Source organism: Methylobacterium sp. Leaf108 (genome assembly GCF_001423265.1).
Lineage (GTDB): Bacteria > Pseudomonadota > Alphaproteobacteria > Rhizobiales > Beijerinckiaceae > Methylobacterium.
The window spans coordinates 493,082-511,319 of sequence record NZ_LMND01000012.1 but is presented as its reverse complement, the minus strand read 5'-3'; the positions used below and the strand labels follow the sequence as shown (position 1 = coordinate 511,319).

General features: G+C 68.3%; 16 protein-coding genes. 5 read left to right on the top strand and 11 right to left on the bottom strand.

The window, feature by feature from the left end; translation table 11 throughout:
* Positions 1-10: 10 nt before the first annotated feature.
* Together ASF39_RS10590 and ASF39_RS10585 are read right to left on the bottom strand one after the other, a co-directional pair.
* The gene (locus ASF39_RS10590; protein ID WP_244472352.1) at positions 11-919 is read right to left on the bottom strand and encodes an IS5 family transposase; all 909 of its coding nucleotides are present in this window, start codon (positions 917-919) and stop codon (positions 11-13) included.
* 744 nt (positions 920-1,663) lie between these two features.
* Positions 1,664-2,569 (bottom strand): SDR family oxidoreductase, encoded by a 906-nt coding sequence (locus ASF39_RS10585; protein ID WP_056283466.1) that lies wholly within the window; start codon positions 2,567-2,569, stop codon positions 1,664-1,666.
* Positions 2,570-2,976: 407 nt separating this feature from the next.
* On the opposite strand from ASF39_RS10585, the gene ASF39_RS10580 reads away from it, so the two are divergent.
* The 3 genes from ASF39_RS10580 (at position 2,977) to ASF39_RS10570 (ending at position 6,725) form a co-directional block, all read left to right on the top strand.
* Entirely contained in the window at positions 2,977-3,939 is a 963-nt protein-coding gene (locus ASF39_RS10580; RefSeq protein ID WP_056283463.1) for a TIGR03885 family FMN-dependent LLM class oxidoreductase, read from the top strand.
* Between the two features lie 44 nt (positions 3,940-3,983).
* Complete coding sequence (locus ASF39_RS10575; protein ID WP_056283460.1) at positions 3,984-5,789, top strand: glycoside hydrolase family 15 protein; 1,806 nt, start codon at positions 3,984-3,986, stop codon at positions 5,787-5,789.
* Positions 5,790-6,089: 300 nt separating this feature from the next.
* Positions 6,090-6,725, top strand: a complete 636-nt coding sequence (locus ASF39_RS10570; protein ID WP_055887119.1) for an NAD(P)H-binding protein — start codon at positions 6,090-6,092, stop codon at positions 6,723-6,725.
* Here ASF39_RS10570 and ASF39_RS10565 read toward each other — a convergent pair.
* The 3 genes from ASF39_RS10565 to ASF39_RS10555 form a co-directional block, all read right to left on the bottom strand.
* On the bottom strand, positions 6,722-7,846 hold the full coding sequence (locus ASF39_RS10565; protein ID WP_055887115.1) for a metallophosphoesterase: 1,125 nt from the start codon (positions 7,844-7,846) through the stop codon (positions 6,722-6,724). The genes ASF39_RS10570 and ASF39_RS10565 overlap by 4 nt on opposite strands.
* Positions 7,847-8,145: 299 nt before the next feature.
* Positions 8,146-8,904, bottom strand: coding sequence for a type 1 glutamine amidotransferase (locus ASF39_RS10560; protein ID WP_244472351.1), 759 nt, complete (start codon positions 8,902-8,904; stop codon positions 8,146-8,148).
* 321 nt (positions 8,905-9,225) lie between these two features.
* On the bottom strand, positions 9,226-9,783 hold the full coding sequence (locus ASF39_RS10555; protein WP_056283453.1) for a metallophosphoesterase: 558 nt from the start codon (positions 9,781-9,783) through the stop codon (positions 9,226-9,228).
* 226 nt (positions 9,784-10,009) lie between these two features.
* On the opposite strand from ASF39_RS10555, the gene ASF39_RS10550 reads away from it, so the two are divergent.
* On the top strand, positions 10,010-10,288 hold the full coding sequence (locus tag ASF39_RS10550) for a hypothetical protein (protein ID WP_056283450.1): 279 nt from the start codon (positions 10,010-10,012) through the stop codon (positions 10,286-10,288).
* Entirely contained in the window at positions 10,285-10,770 is a 486-nt protein-coding gene (locus tag ASF39_RS20410; RefSeq protein ID WP_244472350.1) for a DUF4440 domain-containing protein, read from the top strand. Before ASF39_RS10550 ends, ASF39_RS20410 begins: the two co-directional genes overlap by 4 nt.
* A 734-nt stretch (positions 10,771-11,504) precedes the next feature.
* On the opposite strand, the gene ASF39_RS10540 is transcribed toward ASF39_RS20410, so the two are convergent.
* From ASF39_RS10540 to ASF39_RS10515, 6 genes are all read right to left on the bottom strand, one after another.
* Complete coding sequence (locus ASF39_RS10540) at positions 11,505-11,948, bottom strand: DMT family transporter (protein ID WP_056283447.1); 444 nt, start codon at positions 11,946-11,948, stop codon at positions 11,505-11,507.
* 144 nt (positions 11,949-12,092) lie between these two features.
* Positions 12,093-12,572: a GNAT family N-acetyltransferase gene (locus tag ASF39_RS10535; RefSeq protein WP_056283605.1), complete on the bottom strand. Its 480-nt coding sequence runs from the start codon at positions 12,570-12,572 to the stop codon at positions 12,093-12,095.
* Positions 12,573-12,610: 38 nt separating this feature from the next.
* Positions 12,611-12,931: a DUF2218 domain-containing protein gene (locus ASF39_RS10530; protein WP_056283444.1), complete on the bottom strand. Its 321-nt coding sequence runs from the start codon at positions 12,929-12,931 to the stop codon at positions 12,611-12,613.
* A 74-nt stretch (positions 12,932-13,005) separates the two neighbouring features.
* The gene (locus tag ASF39_RS10525; protein WP_056283440.1) at positions 13,006-13,848 is read right to left on the bottom strand and encodes a sugar phosphate isomerase/epimerase family protein; all 843 of its coding nucleotides are present in this window, start codon (positions 13,846-13,848) and stop codon (positions 13,006-13,008) included.
* A complete protein-coding gene (locus ASF39_RS10520) occupies positions 13,845-15,158 on the bottom strand; it encodes a DUF6005 family protein (protein WP_056283437.1) in 1,314 nt (437 codons plus the stop codon). Before ASF39_RS10520 ends, ASF39_RS10525 begins: the two co-directional genes overlap by 4 nt.
* Positions 15,155-18,160, bottom strand: a complete 3,006-nt coding sequence (locus tag ASF39_RS10515; protein WP_244472349.1) for an IucA/IucC family protein — start codon at positions 18,158-18,160, stop codon at positions 15,155-15,157. Before ASF39_RS10515 ends, ASF39_RS10520 begins: the two co-directional genes overlap by 4 nt.
* Positions 18,161-18,238 lie beyond the last annotated feature (78 nt).

Here is an 18,238-nt window from a genome sequence, read left to right as displayed (position 1 = left end):
CTAGAGGCTGTTATGAACCTCCCGCCAGTTGAGCGGCCTGTTTGAGCATGAGGCAGACGAAGGCGACGATGTGGAGGTCTGCGAGTGTGCTGGGATAGCGCTCGTAATCCTTGACGAGGCGGCGGAAGCGCGTTGCCCAGGCGAAGGAGCGTTCGACCACCCATCGCCGCGGTAGCAGCACGAAGCCGCGCTTGGCCTCAGGCAACTTGACGACCTCCAGTTCGATGCCGTGCGCGCGGGCGGCCTTGGCCGGYTTCTCGCCGGTATAGCCCTGGTCGACATAGGCCAGATCGACGCTGTCCCCGGTGGYGGCCTGCACGGCTTGCGCCAGACGCCCGACCTGAGYGCGATCGTCCGCGTCGGCGGGCGTGACGTGCAGYGCCAGGAGATGTCCGAGGGTGTCGACRGCCAGATGGACCTTGGAGCCCTTCTTGCGCTTGGCCCCATCATAGCCGGCCCGCTCACCGCTCTCRGGTGTCGAGCGCAGGGTCCGACTGTCGAGGATGGCCGCGCTCGGCTCCGGGTTGCGGCCGGAAGCCAGGCGCAGGAGCCCTCGTAGATCGTCGGCCAGTTGCTCGAAGCAGCCCGCCGCCAGCCAGCGCTGAGCCTGCTGGTAGACGGCCTCCCASGGTGGGAGGTCGTTGGGCATCCACCGCCACGGCGCGCCCGTCTTCACGACGTAGCGCAATCCGTTGAACACCTCGCGAAGCGAGTGCTCGCGCTGCCCCGCATCCTCGCGCAGCAGCGTCAGGTAGGGGGCCACCAGCGCCCATTCATCATCGGAAACGTCGGACGGGTAGGCAGAGCGCGAACGCTCGCGCTGCCCCGCATCCTCGCGCAGCAGCGTCAGGTAGGGGGCCACCAGCGCCCATTCATCATCGGAAACGTCGGACGGGTAGGCAGAGCGCGAASAGGTCATCCCCCTTCATCTGGAACCCACCCGTCACAGGTCCATAACAGCCTCTAGGACCGAATGGTGCCCGGCGAGGGTCGAGGGCGGATCCGGAACAGACCCCTGAGCGTTACCCGGCCTCATTCCTCTGGTCGGACGGGAACGATGCATGCGCTGCTAGATGGCGCGGGCGATGAAAAACTGAGTCACTCGTCCGGCGCGAGGTGCTCGGCGTATTGGCCATTCCTTCGCGACAGACCTGACGTGTCATGCCATTTCCGGTTGATCACTTCGTGATGCGGAAATCGGCTTCGCTCAAGCGCCGCGCGGGCTCCGTGATACGGCTCCCGCTTGATCCAAGCGGAAACCGTATCACCTGCATCGCTATCCGTATCGTACCCCACCCTTGGGTGCAGGTTCCGATCGGAGAACCCAACACCGGCACGAGCGTCGGGTCGACCGAGGCGAGCGAGCGCGGCAAGCTGGATTGGCAGGCGCCCGGCACCGCTATTCCGGCCCTTCGAAATTCGCCGTCCAGGACCCACTGGCCGGGAGGCCGGTTGCCGATGGGAGGGACTGGATCGTCGCCGGACCGGGAGCCGTCCGACAGCAACTGCTCAGGTTCCTTGTCGTCCCGACGGCGGTCAGGTCGCTGCCGGGACGAAACGTGGTCAGCTCGAAGGGCCGCGTCGTCAGCGACTGCAACGCCCAGCAGGTCGACGACACAGCCGAGGGACAGTTGTCCTGTCCCGCTCGTCGCGAGACTCCGGCCTATGCCGTTCCATTTCCGCCCGTGGCCCCGTAGACCTCGCCGGTCACGAAGCTCGCCTCCTGGGACGCCAGGAAGACGTAGATCGGCGCGAGTTCGACGGGCTGGCCGGGCCGACCCAGCGGCACCTCCGATCCGAACTTCTCCACCGCCTCCTGCGGCTGGCCGCCGGACGGCTGCAGCGCGGTCCAAAACGGCCCCGGGGCGACGGCGTTGACGCGGATGCCCTTCGAGATCGCCTGCTTGGCCAGCGCCTTCGAGAACGCGACGATGCCGGCCTTCGTGGTCGCGTAGTCCAGGAGGATCTTCGGGGGGGTGTAGGCCACGACCGACGCCGTGTTGATGATGGAGGCCCCGGGCGGCAGCAGGGGCATCGCCGCCTTGGTGATCCAGAACATGGCGTAAAGGTTGGTCTTCAGCGTCAGGTCGAACTGCTCGTCCGTGATGTCGCCGATGTCCGACTGGTTCGTCTGCTTGCCGGCGTTGTTCACGAGGATGTCGAGGCCGCCCAGGCCGACGATGGCCTTGTGGACCAGGGTCTCGCAGAACGCCCTGTCGGTGATGTCGCCCGGCAGCAGGACCGCCTTACGTCCCTCGGCCTCGATCAGCTTGGCAACCTCATGCGCGTCGGGCATCTCGGCCTCCAGGAAGCTGAGGGCGACGTCCGCGCCCTCCCTGGCGAACGCGATGGCCGCGGCGCGACCGACACCGCTGTCGGCTCCGGTCACGAGGGCTTTGCGACCGGCGAGGCGACCATGCCCGACATAACTCGTCTCACCGTGGTCCGGCTTCGGATCCATCGCCTCCGCCAGACCGGGCGCCTCCTGCGGCTGACGCTTGAAGGGTGGCTGCGGGTACTGGGTGCGCGGGTCCTGCATCGCAACGCGATGGCTCTGTGCGTCTGTCATCGATGAATCCTGAAAAGGCGACCTGGTTTTTTGAAACGGTCGCGGCAGGCGCCTATGTCGGCATGCCCGGACAGGTTCGAAATCCGAGAAGGGCGAGGGCGGTTCCCCACCCGGTGCGTGGGCCATCGTCGCCCGGGTCACCGTCCGGAGCGGGGCCCCCCAGGATGACGCAGAGCGCCCGTTCACGCTTGCGCTTCGGCCGATACGACCATGCCAGGATACCATCGAACGCAGCTGCCGGCGTGACGAACGTCTTCGTGGATCGATGCCCGGGACATGCCGCGGCGGCACCGAGGGCGATGGCGGTCCGGGCACGCCCATGGTGGACGTGTCGAGTTGAAGCAGTCGCATTCCGGAACGTCGGGTTCCTGCGTCCGTTCGGTTTCCGTTTGTGCGGGACGATCGACTTGGCGCATTTCGGCTACCACGCATCCCATGAGCAATACGCTCCGTCCACGCTCCTCGCCCACGTGCAGTCGGCCGAGCGGGCGGGTTTCGCCTGCGCGATGTCGTCGGAGCATTTCAAGCCTTGGAGCAACGCCCAAGGGCACGCGGGTCATGCGTGGTCCTGGCTCGGGGCCGCACTGGCGACGACGCGTCTGCCCTTCGGCATCATCACTGCGCCGGGGTACCGTCACCACCCGGCCGTCCTCGCCCAATCCGCCGCGACCCTCTCAGAAATGTTCCCGGACCGCCTTTGGTTGGCCCTCGGCAGCGGACAGCGCCTGAACGAGGACATCACCGGGCTCGCTTGGCCGGAGAAGGCCGAGCGTACCGCGCGGTTGGCCGAATGCGCCTGCGTGATCCGGGCCCTGTTCGAGGGCGAGACCGTGACGCACCGGGGCCGCGTCACTGTCGTGGACGCGAAGCTGTATTCCCGTCCCAGTAAGGCGCCCCTGCTCCTCGGTGGTGCCGTCACCGCCGACACCGCTCGCAAGGTGGCGGCATGGGCCGACGGTCTCGTCACGGTCGGCATCGAACCCGACAAGCTTCGTCCGGTGGTCGAAGCCTTTCGCGAGGGTGGAGGTGCCGACAAGCCGGTGTTCCTCCAGACCAAGGTGGGCTGGGACACCGATCCGGATCGGGCGCTTGCCGAGGCTCATGGGCAGTGGGCCAGCAACATGCTGGAAGGCGACGCGAACTGGGACCTGCGCTCGCCCGAGGACTTCGAGACCGCGTCTCGCTTCGTGCGGCCGGAGGATGTCCATGGCTGCGTGCGGGTGTCCGATGACCTCGGGCGACAGGCGGCCTGGCTGGCCGAGCTCGCCGAGATCGGCTTCGAGGAGATCATCATCCACCAGGTCGGACGAAACCAGGACGCCTTCATCGAGGCCTTCGGTGCCCGCGTCCTGCCGCAGCTGCCCGTCTAGCCGACCGCACCGTCATCGTTATCGCCTGCCTGGAGCTGCCGCGCGTGTTGAAGCCTTTTCCCCGCACCGGCGGGTCTGTCGAACGCGAAGATGGATATCTGCCCCTCGAAGCCTACGCCGCCCTCGGTGAGGGCCGTTCCGTCGCCCTTTCCGGCGCGGACGGCTCCATCGACTGGTGGTGCTGCCCGAACCTCGACTCCCCGCCGCTGTTCGACCGCCTGCTGTCACCGCACGAAGGCGGTTACTTCTCGGTGACGCCGGTCGACCCCTTCACGTCCGAGATCGGGTACCGTGACGGTAGCAACGTCCATGAGACCGTCTTCACCACGGCGACGGGCAAGGCGAGGCTGACCGAGAGCCTGAACAGCGGCCCGGCCGGCCGGCTGCCCTGGGCGGAGCTGGCCCGGCGGATCGAGGGGCTGGAAGGGCACGTCCGCTTGCGTGTCGAACTCGTCTTCGGCACGCGCGGGGATACCGCCGGTCCATTCCTCTCCACGAACGCGAGCGGCCGCGCCTTCCATGTCGCCAGCCTGATGGGGCTGTTCAGGCACAGCGAAGGTGTCCTCATCGATGCCGAGGACGACCATGCGATCATGGCGCATGTCGATGTCTCCGCCGGCGAGAGCGAGCTCGTCGCGATCGTCGCCGGCGAGCACGAGCCGTTGGTCGTCGTACCGGTGGCGGACATCGACCGCCGCATCGAGGTCTCCTGCGACGCCTGGCGGAATTGGACCGAGCGACTGGGATACGAGGGGAGGTACCGCGAGCAGGTCGAGCGGAGCGGGCTGGCCTTGAAGCTCCTGCTGTTCTCCCCCACCGGCGCCATTGCTGCCGCGGCCACGACCTCATTGCCGGAGGGCATCGGCGGAAAGAAGAACTACGACTATCGCTACGCCTGGATCCGCGATGCCGGCTACGTCATCAAGGCGTTCCTCCGGCTCGGCGCCCACGCGGAGGCCAGCGCCGCTCTGACGTGGCTCGTCGGCCGCCTCGAGGAACATGGCGCGCAGGTCCTCTACACCCTGAACGGCGAGACCGTGTCCGAGGAGGAGGAGCTCGACCTTCCGGGTTACCGCAACTCGCGACCCGTCCGGAGAGGCAACGCCGCCACCGGGCAGCACCAGCATGGCATCTACGGCGACATCTTCGAGACTGCGGAACGGTTCGTGGTCGGCGGCGGCATGCTCGACCTTCGGTCGGGTGCCCTGCTGGCTCGCCTCGCCGACGAATGCGCCGAGACGTGGAAGCTCAAGGATGCCGGGATCTGGGAGCTTCCCGAGCAGCAGCACTACACCGGATCGAAGATCAGCTGCTGGCAGGCGCTGGCCCGCGCCGTCGAGATGGCCGAGGACGGCCATCTGCCCGGGACGTGCAAGGATCGCTGGGCCCGCGCCCGCGACCGCGTCGCCGCATGGATCGACGAGCATTGCTGGTCGGAGGAGAAGCGGGCCTACGTGATGTACCCGGGCAGCGACAAGCTCGATGCGTCGCTGGCCCTGGCCGTCCGCTTCCGGTTCGGCAACCCGGATCGACTTCGGGCGACCTGCGAGGCGATCGACCGCGAACTCGGTGCTGGCCCCTATCACTACCGCTATACCGGGGTCGACGCCGAGGAGGGCTGCTTCCTCGCCTGTACCTTCTGGCTCGTCGAGGCGATGGCCTTGCTTGGCCGGAAGGACGAGGCCGCGGTCAAGTTCGAGGCGGTGATCGAGGCCCTCGACCGCAACTCGGGCACCTATTCCGAGATGGCTGATCCCGAGACGGGTGCCTTCCTCGGCAACCTTCCGCAGTGCCTGACACACCTCGCCCTCATCCAGGCGGCCGCTACGCTGTCGGGCTTTGAACTCTGACGGAGATCCGGAAGGGGCTGGCAGGCTGGGTGTCGGCGGAGTGTCGCGGTCTCCTATGGCCTCAACGGACGATCCTTAACCTCTCCACCGCCCGGCGACACGCGAGCGTCGAGCCGTCCCAAGTGCGCGAAGACCTGTTCGGAAGCGCCGGTCGTCGCCTGATCGACTGTTCGAACCGGCAAACCTCGTTGCTTGCAGCGTGAATGCAGGCATCGCGGATGTCGGCGCTTGGTCAAGTGACCGCATGGCGCGACCTCCCCACGTCGGGTCTAGTCGCATTTCGCATCTCGCAGGAAGCACATGGCCCACGTCCTCGTCATTGGTGCCAGCAAGGGCATCGGCCTTGAGACCGTGAAGGCGGCCCTGGCGGCTGGGCATCGCGTCCGAGCCTTCGCACGGTCCGCCGCAGGAATAGCCCTTGCGGGGGCGGGCTTGGAACGATTCTCCGGGGACGCCTTGAATGCCGGGGATGTGGCGTCGGCCCTCGTCGGGGTCGACGTCGTCGTCCAGGCGCTCGGGGTGCCGGTCAAGGACCTGCTCGGTCCCGTGACCCTGTTCTCGGACGCCACCAACGTGCTGGTGCCGGCGATGGAGACGGCAGGCGTGCGACGGGTCATCACCGTCACGGGCTTCGGCACCGGCGACAGCCGCGAGGCGATCGGCTTCCTGCAGCGCGTGCCCTTCCGCCTGGTTTTCGGACGGGCCTACGACGACAAGGACGCGCAGGAGATGCGCATCCGCAGAAGCGCCTTGGACTGGACGTTCGTCAGGCCCGGCGTCCTGACGCCCGGATCTGCGACCGGTCGCTACAAGGTCCTTTCCGATCCGTCGTCGTGGCGCAACGGCCTGATCTCCCGGGCCGACGTGGCGCACTTCATCGTCGGTCAGATCGACCGCCCGTCCTACGAGCGCAAGGCCGTCGTACTGGTCGGTTAACGTCGGGGCCTGGACCGGAGCGTCATGCGCGTCAGTTCGGACGGGCGCCCCAGCCTGAGGGCGAAGCCTGGCCACAACGCCGTGCCGTTGTTGACGTAGAGCGTCATGCCGCCGACCGCGTAGGCGCCCGACACGAAGCCGCCGTTGGCGCGCGCGACCAGCCGGTCGAGGCCCAAGATCATCCCACCGTGCGTATGCCCCGAAAGCTGCAGGGCCACACCCTTCGCGGCTGCCTGTCTCGCGTCCCGTGGCTGATGGTCGAGGAGGACGATGGGCGCGCCCGACGGCGCACCGGCCAGGGCTGCGTCGAGGTCGTGCGCCGGCTGGCCGGAATGCGAGGCGGACAGGTCGGTCACGCCCGCCAGCACCATGGCATCGGTCCCGCGCCTCAGGACCGTATGCCGGTTCTCGAGCACGCTCAGACCCAGGTCGGCATAGTGGCGCATCCACGCCGCGTACGCGAAGAAATACTCGTGGTTGCCGGGGATCGCCCAGACCCCATCGGGGGCGCGCAGATCGCGCAGCGGTTCGACGTCGGCGCGACGGGCGTCGAGGGACCCGTCGATCAGGTCGCCGGTGACCACGATGAGGTCGACGCCGAGTTCGTTGGATCGTGTCACGACCTCCCGCGCCCACCCCGCCGGGAACAACCTACTGAGATGCAGGTCGGTCAATTGGAGAAGGGTGTAGCCATCGAAGCTGGCCGGAAGGTCGTCGATCTCGACGGTGATGTCTTTGAGGGGCGGCACTCGCACGGCCTGGTGTACCGCCACCGCCGACATGAGCATGGCCAGCGCCGCCTCGGCGTAGCGCAACCCGGTCGGGATCGCCCATCCGCCGCCGGGCAGGAGCCTGGTGGCCAACGCCACGACGTCGAGCGCCACCTGCATCGCCGCCACGAGGACGATGGCGCCGAAGGCCCAGTTGAACAGCACGATCAGCGCGCGTGGGAACTCGGGTGCGAACACCGAGCCAGACGAAAGGCGGCTCCACAGGTGATATTGGGACGCGATCAACAGGAGGACGGCGACGACCGCCTTCAGCGCGAACGGCCACGGCAGGGGCCAGAGCACCCTGATGATGACGTACAGGCAGGGCAATCCGAAAATCAGGTGGAACATGGTCTCCTTGCGGCTTTGCGGGATGTCGCTCGACGCCGATTCAGGATGCCGGCGGGTGCGTCCACCCGGAACATGGCCATGAACCATGGGTCCATGAAGAAGGAGGGTGGCTGCTGTTGCGACCGCATGGCCGACAACATGAGCGAGCGTGGCTGAAGCGCTGCCCGCGTCCCCTGGAAAAGACCGGGCGACCTCCACGGCCCGCCGGCCTTACTCCCTATCCGTCCTGCGGTCGCTGTCGATGATGCTTTCGTGGGTCGCGCCATGCGACGGTCGGGCATTGGTTCGGCCCATCGGCGTCACCGCCTGCCGTTCCGCGTGGGGATGGCCAGCGCCTCGACGAAGTTCGCGATCTCGGTCCGCCGCTTGGCGTCGTCCGTGACCTGATCGTCCAGCCCGAGCCGCCACGCCAGGTCGCGCCGGTCGGGCTCGCGGTGGAGGGCCTCGACCAGATCGGCCTGGTCCTCGACCTCTCGCCGGGTCCGTGCCAGGCCGCTCTCCACCAAGTCGTCGGCCTGTCGGCGCAAGGCCCCGGTGACCTCGTCGAGCCCGATCTCGGGATGGTACTGCACGCCCCAGAACATACCCCCGTCGTGCCGGATCTCCGCGGCCTGGACCATTGTGGACCGGTTCAGTGCCAGGAGGGTCGCGCCGTGCGGCAGGGTCTCGACCTCGTCCGTATGGATGCTGGGCGCATCGTAGGCAGCGGGCCGACCCCTCAGCAACGGATGCGACCGCCCGGCCTCGGTGGGGACGATCCGCCGCGCGAAGCCCGCCTCGGGACCGTTGCGGTTCTGCCTGACGGTGCCGCCCGCGGCGACGGTTGCCATCTGCAGACCGGCGCAGGACCCGAAGGACGGCGTCCCGGAAGCGAACAGGGCTCCCATGAACGCGAGCGAGCGCCGGACCTCCGGCGTCTCCTCGTTGAGTGACAAGGGCGACCCGGACAGGAAGACCGCGTCGTATCCGGCCAGGCTCTCGCCGTCCGGAAGGGTGCAATCCGCGTCCGCGGGCATGATGCGGTGGCAAACGGCGCCGGGCGCGATTCGGCCCAGCATAGCGACGTAGGTCTCGCCGGATGACCGTCCGACGCTGTCGCGGCGCTTCTCACGGGCTTCCCGAGGCTCGCTCTCCGCGACGAGGAAACGAAAGACTGATGTCGGTGCCTGCAAGGCCGTGGCGCTCCGGGGAACCGTTCCCCGGGGACCCGAACCGCTGGATGGAGCCCACGTTCCGGGCCGGGCGGTCCTGCCGCAGGGCGTAGGCGATCTGTTCGTTCGTGAAGCGTTCGCGAGGCATGGCATCCACCCTTCTTCAGGGTTCAGGATGCCCGAAAACCGTGCGCTCGGCTTGGACCGGTTTGGTGGGTCAGGGTCACCTCAGCGGAGGCCCCGTATCGCCATCTCCTCCGGCGGATTCTCGGCCGCCTCCTGGCGTGCGAGAAGGCGCCCGAGACCGACGGGTCGATAGTCGCAGGCGTCAGCGCCGACATCACACGACCGGCTGGTGTCCGGCAGGCAAGCATGCGTGTGGCCATAGAGGTGGCGGGTTTCCCGCCAGAACCCCGGCCAGGACCGGTGCGGATAATGTGAGAGGAAGAGCCGCCATGGCCGGCCCTCGGCGTCCTGTACGGTGATGCGAGCGCTCTCGACGGGCGGATCGGCCCACGGAAGGTCGAGCACGCGGTTCGTATCGTGGTTGCCGCGCACGAGGCGCTTGATGCCGTTGAGGCGGGCGAACACGGTGGCACAATGCTCACGGCTGGCGCCGGCGGCGAAGTCACCGAGGTGCCAGACCTCGTCAGATGCTCCGACGACCGCGTTCCAGCGATCGATCAGCGCCTCGTCATGACCCTCGACGGAGCCGAAAGCATTCCGGCGCCGGTGCACGAGAGGCGCATCGCCAAAGTGCGTGTCGGCCGTGAAGAAGGTTGCCATGCGGCCTACGGGGAAGAGGAGTTCACTGCGAGCAGAAGACGGCAATGCCGTCGCCCACGGAGATGGCGCAGCCCTGGGGGCAGGCAAGTCGGCGCGATGTCGCCCGCCTCGCAGGGTCGGCCCCGGGCATCGAGAAGCCCGCTAGCGGCACGCTCATCGACCCGGCGCCATAGGCCCGAGGATGAGGGACCACCATATGCCATCGCACCGAGGTCGGAGTGCCGCCGTGATCGAGACCGTCAACCAAGCCATGAACGTGCTTGACGCCTATTGGGCCAAGCACGGAGCACCCGATCACCGTGTCATCGCTCAGATCCGCACCAAGCTCGAGGAGCACTCCTCGATGTGCGGCGACGATTCGACCTCGTTGCTCGACGAAGCCATGGGCGACCTCGGCTACGTCATCGCATGGCAGGGCGAAGGGATCCATTCGCTCGCCCGGCAAGGCGGCGACCTGCAAGCCGAAGTCGCCGGAAACGAGATCGACCTACCAAAGGCGTCTTGAAGCGCGTCGCGGCCGCGGTGGTGTCGATGGCGAAAGCGCACCCCGAACAGGAACGATCCCCTCACCCCCAGCTTCTCTCGACGTTGGACAGTCGCAAGGAGAGCACGATGGACGATGATCGGGTCTGGTCGTTCGAGAAGAGCCTGTGGACGGGTGGCGCCGATCATTATCGCGAATTGGTAGACAATGAATGCCTGATGGCATTGCCGCAACCGCCCTACGTTTTCACCGGCAGGCAAGCAATCGAGGCCGTTGCGAACACACCGCGGTGGGCCAACGTGGAAATCGACAATGGACAGATAGCCAGGCCGCAAGAGGGATTGATCGTCATCGCCTACACCGTCAAGGCGACGAAAGACGGTGAAACCTACGAAGCGCACTGCACCTCGACCTATCGCCGACTCGCACATGAAGAGTGGCGGGTTGTACAGCATCAACAAACCCCACGTCTCGTCGCTTCCGCCGCAAACAAAGACGTGTAAGGCACGGTCCGCTCCCGGTGTCACATTCCTTCGCACCACACCGGTTCTTGCCGAGCCGGTCGTCGGTCGTGCCGCGGTGATCGACGGAGACACGCTCGACGTCCGCGGCATGCGGATCCGGCTGCACGGCGTCGACGGGCCCGAGAGCGGGCAGCGCTGAAAGGACGTGGCTGGCAAGGATTGCCGGTGCGGCGAGGCAGCGTCCTTGGCGCTCGCCGAACGGATCGGCGAGCGGTCTCTCGCTTGCGATCCGCGCGATACCGACCGCTACGGCCGGGGCTTGGCCGTGTGTGGGATCGAGGGCGGGGATCCGAACGCTTGGACGGCCCGCGGAGGCCACGCTGTCGCGTACCGACGCCGTGGCGAAGACGACGTGAATGCCAGGCTGACGGCCAAAGCGCTACGGACCGGGATATGGGTTGGCCCATTCTGGGAGCCATCCGAGTGGCGCCGGCCCAACGTGCCGGGGGCGAGGACAGGCGGACAGAGATCGTAACGCCCCCGACCGGTAAGAGCGGCTGCACGATCGAGGGCAACATCTCGGCCGGCGGCCAGCGGATCTACCATCTGCCCGGATCGCGCGATGATGCCCGCACGTGCGTCAACGACCGGGCGGGCGAGTGGATGTTCTGCGGCGGGGTGGCGTGCGATGCGTATCGGTCCTGAGGCCAGCTCTGATCCCGCATCGTTCTGCGCGATGCAGACGACACACGTCGATTCAAGTCCAGAATCGACTAAAAGAGCGCAACGAGCGCGACGCCAGCAATCATCAGAAGGCCACCAAGGATCCGCCATAGGCTGGCAGGGTGCTCATCGAAGCCGACCCATCCAAAATGATCCAGCAAGATCGAGGTGATCACGCCGGCGGTCACGAGCATTCCAAGGAACGGCGCGGCCCCGATCTGCCGGGCAACGACGAACTGGGCCAGGATGATGCCTCCGCCGAGGAAACCTCCGAACCACGCCCACCAGGGCATCGCCAAGACCTGGGCCGCCGTTGGCCACGCGAGTTTGCCGAAGATCAATCCCACGGCAAGGATGCAGGTAGCGGTACCAGCCACAACAACCAGCCCGGCCGTCAGCGACTCGTCCAACCCCTTGAACAGCGCCCCGTTCTGTCCGGCTTGAACGGCATTGGCCACTCCAGCGAGCAGCACGAAGCCGTAGAGATACCACATGGTTCAGATCTCAATCGGTGAGATCACACGACATAGGGCGTGTGGGGCATGTGTTGACCAGGCCGGCCGGCGTCATCGTGTCCGGATTTCGCTAAGACGTCGTGTTCAAGGCTTTCGGATCGCCGAACCCTATGAAACGGGGTCTCAGATCGCCTGCGGGAATCTCACGCGTGCCATGCAATGCACGTCCACGAACGCGCCGTTCCGGAAGCTCGCCGCCTTGTGCGTGCCCTCGATCTCGAAACCGAACCTCTTGTAGAGGGCGATCGCCCGCGCGTTGTCGACGAAGACGGTCATCTCGATCCGGTTGATGTTGAGCCAGTTGTCGGCCGTGTCGATCATCGCGGCGAGGAGACGCGAGCCGATGCCGGCGCCCATGAAATCCTCATGGACGGCGAGCCAGAACTCTGCGGCATGGGCACGCCGTCCGTAGAACGGGCGCAGGGCCGCCGCGCCGACGACGCGCTCGTCCCGTTCCGCGACCAGGTGGAGATCCCGCGGCGAGCGCGGCACCGCCCATGTCTTGACGGCCTCGAAGGATTCGTAAGGCAGCGCCAACGTTCCGAAGCGGAAGGCGGGCTGGTTGTAGATTTCGAAGAGGTCCGCGGCGTCCCCCTGGCGCATGGCGCGGGTGATCACGTCCGTTCTGCCTTGGGGGTGGGTCACTGCGACGGCTCCTTGGCATCGCGCGTGCCGGAGGCCGCCTCGGTCCAGTCGTAGCGGAGCGTTTCGCGGAACGCGAAACGCTCGACGTGACGCGCGACGACATCGCGGAGGCCGGACAAGTCGGAGGTGTCCCGCGCCGTCAGGTCGATGGTCAGGGCCTCGGCGCTGGCGCTGAGCCGGGTCTCGCCGAGCGGCAGCGCGATGCGGCCGTCCGAGTCGGTGAACGCGGTCTCGAACCTGTGCGCCCAGTGCTTGCACAATTGCTGGAGGTAGCGGCTCGCATGGGGGGTGGGGACGACGGCACGGGATTGGAGCATGTCTTCTTCCGTAGAACTGGCGTTGATCGTCTTGGGCGCGATGCTCGGCTCTCGATGCGCCGATCGACATCCGGTCACCCGGCGATATCCATCTGGAACCCGAGCGCGTTGCGGCGCCTGGCGGTGACGTCGCGCAGCGCGAGAAGGTCGGTCGGCAGAACGGAGAAGCAGGCATCGCCGAACCATTCGAGGGAGGCCTCGGCGTTCGGGTCCAGGGCGTCCAGGAACGACCGGTAGTCCAGCGCACCCTCGAAAAGTCCGGTCATGCCGTCGCGTCGCCCGGCCGCGGCGTAGACGTTGGCCGGCTCGAAGACGCCGAGGTCGGGGCGGGCCCGGACGTTCTTGAGGTGATAATAGTCGATGTGCTCCGCGAGGCCGTCGTGCGCCGCGAGCGGATCGTCGCCGCCTTCCCAGACGTGGAGCGCGTCGAAATTCACCTTGAGCGCCGGATGGTCGACCTCATCGAGGAGGCGCATGAGCGATGCGGCGGTGTCGGCCAGGGTGTCGGGGTGCGTCTCGACGAGGAGCCGCATGCCGTGGTCGGCCAGGTGGCTCGCCGATTCCCGCAGGCGGGTCGTCATCAGGGCGCGCTCCTCGGGCGATGTCGTCGCGCTGCCTTTCGTGCCGGCGAAGGTGCGAAGCCGCGGCGCCCGCCACTGCCGGGCGAGCCGGCACAGGCCGGCGGTTCGCTCCATCAGAACCTCGGGCGGCGCGTCGAGCGGCAGGTAGTCGCTCAGCATCGGCACGCGCAGGCCGTAGGCCGCGAGCCATTCGCCGTGATCGCCCGGGCCGAGGTTGCGCGCATGCACCCCCCACAGCTCGATGCCGTCGAAGCCGCTGCCGCGCGCGAAACGGGCGATTTCGCCGATCGACAGGAGGTGGTGGCGAAAGCTGATGGTGCAGAGCGAGACTCTCATGCGGTCAGCCTTTCGCGGCGGGAGGACGGACGGCCGAGGCCGAGACGGGCCTCGCGCCACGCTTCGTAGGCGTCCCCGAGCCGACGCTTGAGGGAGAGCTCCACCGCGTCGAGCGCGTCGAGCTTGGCGAGGATCGGGGCGACCTGCGCCGGATCCTGGGTCCTGGCGAGCTTCAAGACGGCGTAGTGCAGGGCCGTCAGACCGTTCACCAGCGCCTCGATCTCGTCGCAGATCCGCTGGAACGCGCTGTCCGGCCAGCCCAGGGCGCGCCAGAAGAAGGCGAAGCCGTGCTCGTAGGCCCACTTGCGGATGGTGATCACCGGCAGTTCGCGCAGCGCCCCGTCGACATCGGCGAGGGCGAGGCCGCCGCGGCCCTCGGCATGGGCCGAGACGATGGCGCGCACCGCGTCGATCAGCGGGTTGGCCTCGGGGCGGAAGCAGGCCTCGAAGAAGGCCGCGAGGTCGGCATCCGCCGGGGGATGGCCGAGCGAGGGATCGAACCGGTAGCCGCCGGCGACGCTCGGCTGGCGGATGGCGTTCAGGAGCGTGTCGCGCGCGATCGGGCCTTCCCAGCGGAAATCGGGATCGCGCACCTTCCAGACGGCGGGATCCTCCGAGAGCTCCACCAGCAGGTAATGCGGGAAGGGGTTCTGGTTGAACTTGTTCTCGCGCTCCGGCAGGTGGAACATGTCGAGCATCACCATGATGCACTCGTCCGGCGGGCGTCGCTCCAGGCACTCGAGGAGGGTCGCCACGTTCCGGTCCTTGGAGCGGGAGTGGTCGTACCAGGCCAGCAGCGGCACGCCGTAGAGCCGCTCGAACCAGTAGCGGAACGACTCGTGGTCCATGGCGTCCGAGTGGTAGGCGAGCCGGAAGCCGTCGGTGATCGCGAACTCGGCATCCCAGATCAGGAAGTAGAAGGGGCGGTGGTCGATGCCGCGCGCCTTCAGCCCGTCGCACAGGCAGCTGACGAAGCAGTGGATCTTGAGGTCGTAGGGCATTTCGCCGTGGACGCCGTCCGCGGGCGCCGCCGGTTCGCCGGCTGCGGCCGCCCGGTCGTCCTGCCCGCCCGGAGCCAGGAGCGCTGCGAGGTCGGCGACGGTGGAGAGGTCCTGCCGCCCGATGGCCTCCTCCGGGATCGACAGGGCGAGGCTCGTTTCCAGCGACAGCATGAGCTGGAGGAGCTGGACGGAGTCGAGATAGAGGTCCTCGTTCAGCCGCGCGTCCGGCCCGAACCGATCGAGGTGGGGGTGGTTCATCTCCTCGCGCAGGATCGTGCCGATGGCCGCGACGACGGTGTCCCGGTTCATGCCACGGCCTCCGCGACGAGGTCGCCGAGGCGGCCGTTTTCGTACCGGTCGGCGACCTCGCGGCGAGAGATCTTGCCGTTGGCCTGACGGGGGATCGCGCGCACCTGCACCGCCTCGACCGGCACCTGGTGGCCGGCGAGCCAGCGGCGGCACCAGTCCTGGAGCGCGCGTGGCGGCACCGGCGCGTCGGCGCTGAACAGGAGCGTCACCCGCTCGCCGGCGAAGGGATCGGGACGCGCGAAGGCCACGGCATCGGTGACGCCGGACATCGCCATCACCACGTCCTCGACCTCGCCGGGATAGACGTTGAGGCCGGACACGTTGATGGTGTCGTCCATGCGCGACACGAAGACGAGCATGCCGTCGGGCCGCCGGTGGCCGAGATCGGCGGTGCGGACCGGGCCGTCCTCGCCCTCCACCACGATTTCGGCGGGCCCCTCGGCGCTCGCGCCTGCCAGGACGCGGTGATGGGGCAGCGGGTAGCCGATCGCGTCTGCCCGTCGCAGGTCCGGATTGACGGCGATGCAGCCCGCTTCCGAGCAGCCGTACTGCTGGAACAGGTGGACGACGCGGGCCCGGATGGCCGAAAACCAGGGCGCGGGAAGCAGCGTGCCCGAGACCATCGCGGCGTGGATGGACTCGCCCTCGGGCAGCAGCCGGGCGAGCGTGTGGAGCATGGCCGGCGAGGTGTAGAGCAGCGGGCGGTCGATCTCGCGCAGGCGGCGCAGGAGGTATTTCGGGTTGGTGGTGTCCACCACCACCGGCGCGCGGCCGCGGCGCAGGCCGACGAGGAGCCCGCAGATCAGCCCGTAGGAATGGGTGATCGGGCAGGCGACGACCGGGGTCATCCCGTCCGGCTCGGTGAAGGCCGCGACGTAGCTCTCGATCTCGCGCTCCACCGCACTCCAGGGGCGGGCGATGCACTTGGGTTCGCCCGTGGTGCCGGAGCTCATCTGGAGGAGCCGGCCCTCGCCCGGAACCGGCGGCGGGGCACCGCCCAAAACCTCGCCGTCCAGCGTGTCGAGGAACAGGCGGTGGCAGCCGGCGCGCTCGGCGAGCCGCCGCGCGCCTTCGTCAGGCACGGCCGGGTGGATCGGCAGCAGCGTGACGCCGATGCGGCGCGCGGCGAGGATGAGCGCGAGGCCCTCGGCGGTGTCGCGAAAGCGCGCGGCGATGCGCTCGCCGCCGCCGCACAGGCGCGCCTGTTCTGCGATGCGCCGGATGGCGGCATCCATCTCGTCCGCACCGACGTTGCGTCCGTCGATCTCGATCATGGGGTGTCCCGAGGAATCGCTGGGGGAGGGGAAGAGGGCGTTGGGCACGAGGCGGCTGCACCGTTCCTCGTCGAGGCCGAGCTTTCGCGAGAGCAGCGCCTCGACCCGCAGCCGCGGGGCGTCGATGGCGAGCCGGGCCAGCCGGTCCTCCAGCCCGTGCTCGGCCGCATGGCGCTTCAGGCGGTGGCCGAGGCGTCGCCAGAAATCCGTCTCGTCGAGCCCATGCGTGCGATGGACGAGATCGGTGACCTCGCAGAGGTTGAAGACGAACAGGCTGTCGGTGACGAGTTCGCCGAGGACGGCGGGCGAGCGCATGGCGTGGAAGCGATCGTCCACCGGACCGGCATGGGCGGCATCGATGGCGCCGAAATCCGGCACGCGGGCGGGATCCGATACGAAATCGGCCCCGTATTCCGCGCTCTCGTGGAAGTCGCGCAGGATCACTCGTTCCGGCCAGCCGTCGCGATGCACCAGGATCATGTTCTGGCCGTGAGCTTCCAGCGCGACCCCGTGGGCCACCAGAAGATGCCAGACCGGCAGCACCGCGACCTCGACCCATCGGTCGAGCCACGCCCGCAGGCCGTAGCGCGCGAGCCAGGGGGCGACGAAGGCGGTGCCATCCGGCTCGCGCGTCGCCAGGACGTTGAAGGGCAGGGCGGCCTCGCCGGGCGACAGCGCGACGCTCTCGCGCCAGATCGCGGCGAGCCGGCCCGCGAACGGTCCGTCCCGGTCGACGAGCGCGGCCGCGTATTCGCGCAGGACGTCCATCCGGTAGCGGCCGCGCAGCAATGGATCGCCCGCGACGATCCCCGCCAGCCACGCCGAGAGGGCGGGGGCGGTGAGCACGAAACGCGGGTCCAGGGTACGAAGGCTCGACGTGCTGACGACGCTCAGGGCGAGCTTCACGCTGCCCGCGCGCGGGTCGTCGAGATTGTGCAGCGTGCGCAGGGACTGGCTGGCGCGGTAGCGCGGCCCGGCGACGCCCAGCGCGATGGCGCGGCCCTCCGCCAGCCACGGCCGCAGCGGTCCCTCTTCGAGGTGGCGCATCTGCCAGGGATGGACGGGCAGGAGGGCGTGGGTGTCGAACGCATGGCCGGCCTCGACGAGGCGCCGCTCCAGCACGTCCCAGTCCGGGCCGAGTTCGGCGCTGTGGAACCCGGCCTGCGCGCCCGGCAGCGAGAGGGCGATCGCATCCTTGCGCACGGCCAGCCATTCGAGCCGGAACGGCTCGGCGCATTCGGGGCCGTAGCGGCGATGGTCCGCCAGGGTGAACCCGGTGCGTGCCTTGAAGCAGGGATGGTAGGGGTGTCCCTCCCAGACGGCGCCGTCGAGGGTCGCGAAGGGGAGGGCGCGGCGGTCCGGCGGGGACAGGGTCTCGGCGTTCCAGCGGCAGAGTTCCACCGTCTGGCGCAACTCGGCGAGCAGGCGTTCCCGGCGCTCGGGGGGCGCCGGCAGGGCGTCCACGAGTGCCGCGAGGTCGGCCGGGCGCCACGCTCCCCCGGCCTCGGCCGTCTCGAGGGTCGACGGATCGAGGCGGGGGCGCCCGAACGGGCCGATCGCGCCGGTGGCGCGGAAGCGGCGCCCGCCGGCGCGCCAAGTCAGTTGTCCTGAGGCCAGCCGTCCTGAGGTTTCGTCGCGGGCGGTGTCATGCTCGCCGAGCCCTTCGAACAGGATCGCTTCCGCCAGCTGCCGCAGGACGCGCAGCTCGGGCGCGCAAGCCGTCCGCACGACGCGCTCATCGGGCGCGCAAATCGTCCGCACGACGCGTTCATCACGCGCGCAAACCGTCCGAAGGACGCGCTCATC

What these genes read in the sequence shown, in the direction of transcription:
- ASF39_RS10555 (WP_056283453.1), bottom strand. Translation starts at nt 9,783, where the DNA reads ATGGCAACCTTCTTCACGGCCGACACGCACTTTGGCGATGCGCCTCTC.
- ASF39_RS10525 (WP_056283440.1), bottom strand. Translation starts at nt 13,848, where the DNA reads ATGAGAGTCTCGCTCTGCACCATCAGCTTTCGCCACCACCTCCTGTCG.
- ASF39_RS10535 (WP_056283605.1), bottom strand. Translation starts at nt 12,572, where the DNA reads ATGCGCCAGGGGGACGCCGCGGACCTCTTCGAAATCTACAACCAGCCC.
- ASF39_RS10520 (WP_056283437.1), bottom strand. Translation starts at nt 15,158, where the DNA reads ATGAACCGGGACACCGTCGTCGCGGCCATCGGCACGATCCTGCGCGAG.
- ASF39_RS10570 (WP_055887119.1), top strand. Translation starts at nt 6,090, where the DNA reads ATGGCCCACGTCCTCGTCATTGGTGCCAGCAAGGGCATCGGCCTTGAG.
- ASF39_RS10540 (WP_056283447.1), bottom strand. Translation starts at nt 11,948, where the DNA reads ATGTGGTATCTCTACGGCTTCGTGCTGCTCGCTGGAGTGGCCAATGCC.
- ASF39_RS10565 (WP_055887115.1), bottom strand. Translation starts at nt 7,846, where the DNA reads ATGTTCCACCTGATTTTCGGATTGCCCTGCCTGTACGTCATCATCAGG.
- ASF39_RS10585 (WP_056283466.1), bottom strand. Translation starts at nt 2,569, where the DNA reads ATGACAGACGCACAGAGCCATCGCGTTGCGATGCAGGACCCGCGCACC.
- ASF39_RS10530 (WP_056283444.1), bottom strand. Translation starts at nt 12,931, where the DNA reads ATGCTCCAATCCCGTGCCGTCGTCCCCACCCCCCATGCGAGCCGCTAC.
- ASF39_RS10560 (WP_244472351.1), bottom strand. Translation starts at nt 8,904, where the DNA reads ATGCTGGGCCGAATCGCGCCCGGCGCCGTTTGCCACCGCATCATGCCC.